This is a genomic window from Microcoleus sp. B3-A4 (assembly GCF_036705385.1).
GTDB lineage: Bacteria > Cyanobacteriota > Cyanobacteriia > Cyanobacteriales > Microcoleaceae > Microcoleus.
Window position 1 is genome coordinate 1 of the sequence record NZ_JAUBUI010000205.1, and the last position, 1,831, is coordinate 1,831.

Annotated in this window: 2 pseudogenes; both read left to right on the forward strand. The window is 40.1% G+C overall.

The window, feature by feature from the left end:
- Window positions 1-89: 89 nt before the first annotated feature.
- Window positions 90-722 (forward strand): annotated as a pseudogene (locus tag QUB33_RS29360) (IS4 family transposase); the annotation flags it as partial.
- Between the two features lie 209 nt (window positions 723-931).
- Window positions 932-1,564 (forward strand): annotated as a pseudogene (locus QUB33_RS29365) (transposase); the annotation flags it as partial.
- Window positions 1,565-1,831: the final 267 nt, after the last annotated feature.

The following is a 1,831-nucleotide window of genomic DNA, read 5'->3' on the forward strand; positions in this document are numbered from 1 at the left end:
TGGTCATTCTTTAACGTTATATGCTTGCATAGCAAGCATTCTAACGTATTTTCACCGTATTTTTTGTTTAAGTCCCGCTAACACCAGCCATCACCTCACAAGAAAATTACTACCGTCAACTAGGTTTACGAGGGAGAATTCTTAACCTACCGTTGATGGTAGCAGCAGTATTAACTTTGCTGTGGCGAGACGTAGCTGGAGTAACAGAACTCACAAGAATGCTGGCAAGAGAAGGTTTTTTATGGTGCCGACCTACGACAGTAACTCAACAAGCTATGTCTCAAAGGTTTCTAAATTTTCCCGCCACATTATTTGAGGCAGTCTTCAAAAAATTATTGCCAAGTTTAAGAACTACTTGGTATCAGAGAAACCAACGACCTCTACCAGAAAGCATTCAATTTACCTTGACCAGATTTTCGCGAATTTGGATAGTAGATAGCTCAACACTCGAAGCATTGTTTTGTAAACTCAAAAGCCTCGAAGATATACCCAAAGGGCAGTTGGCAGGAAAAATGGCAACAGTCATAGATTTAATGACCAGGCTTCCCATCGAGATTTGGTTTTTAGAAAATCCCCGAGCTTCTGATGTTAAGCTTGAAGAAAAAATCCGACAATTATTGCCAGCAACTACCTTACTATTATTGGATAGAGGATTTTATCATTTCAGCTTTTGGCTGAAATTAATTGAAGCAGATATTCACTTAATTACTCGTTTAAAAAAAGGAGCAGCGTAAGGATTCAGGTCATGTGAAAAGCAGTAAAACCTATACGGTGTAACCATTTGATTGAATAATCATCAAATATCCATTCTTATTAAGAAACCATGAAAGCTTTTATTTTCGTACCTATTGAGAATGAAGCTGTTGATTTAGCGAAGGCTTTAATTCTACAAGTCCTTCTGTGACTACGTTTCAGATACCTGAATCCTTACGGAGCAGCAATACAAATACAGCAAGTATTTACCAAAAGTTACGACCTGAGAGACAGTTTAGTACGTTTGGGTTCGGGAACAGCAAAAACTCCATTTATTACTTTACGTTTGATTGAAGTTCGTTCGGGTAAAACCTGGCATTCTTATTTGACAAGCGTACTTGAGCCTCAAGTGCTGCCACCCTACGTCGTGGCAGATTTATATCGCAGGCGTTGGAGAATTGAAGAAGCTTTCAATACCCTAAAAAGGCTGTTGGGATTAAGTTATTTGTGGACGGGTTCTCTCAACGGGATTCAGCTTCAAATTTGGGGAACTTGGATATTCTATGCAATCTTGGTGGATTTAGGTGATGCAGTTGCTGACCAACTCTCTTTACCAATAGATTCGATTTCATTAGAAATGATTTACCGGGGTCTTTACCATTTTTATGTAGCCCGCCAACAAGGTAAGGCAACTGACCCTCCAAAGTATTTTGCCGCCCCTGAAAATCGAGATTTAGGTATTGTTAAATCTCAACGAAAGCCTAATGTTAAGTTAATTGTTGCACCTTTCCCCGATCGACAGCGAGGCCAGAACCAATTTTTCTTTGAGACATCTTCTCAAACCCCCTTGACAACTGCCATACAAGCTTAACTTGTTACCAATGGGCTAACTCAGCCGGATTATTGTGTAAAGGTAATTCAGGATGCTCCAAAACTCGCTCGCAACTCGAATGCTTTTCCAGCAGTTAATTGTTTGCGTTCATCCAACAATTCATAGCCACTCGGAGTTTCAAAAAGCAGCCGAAATTTAGCCTTTCAAGGCTGTGCAGCTTCGGGACTGGCAGGGTAAGCTCATCTAATTTGGTATAAATTGTACTTGACAATGACTCAAATGAGTGATCTTAAGTCCAGTCGCGCT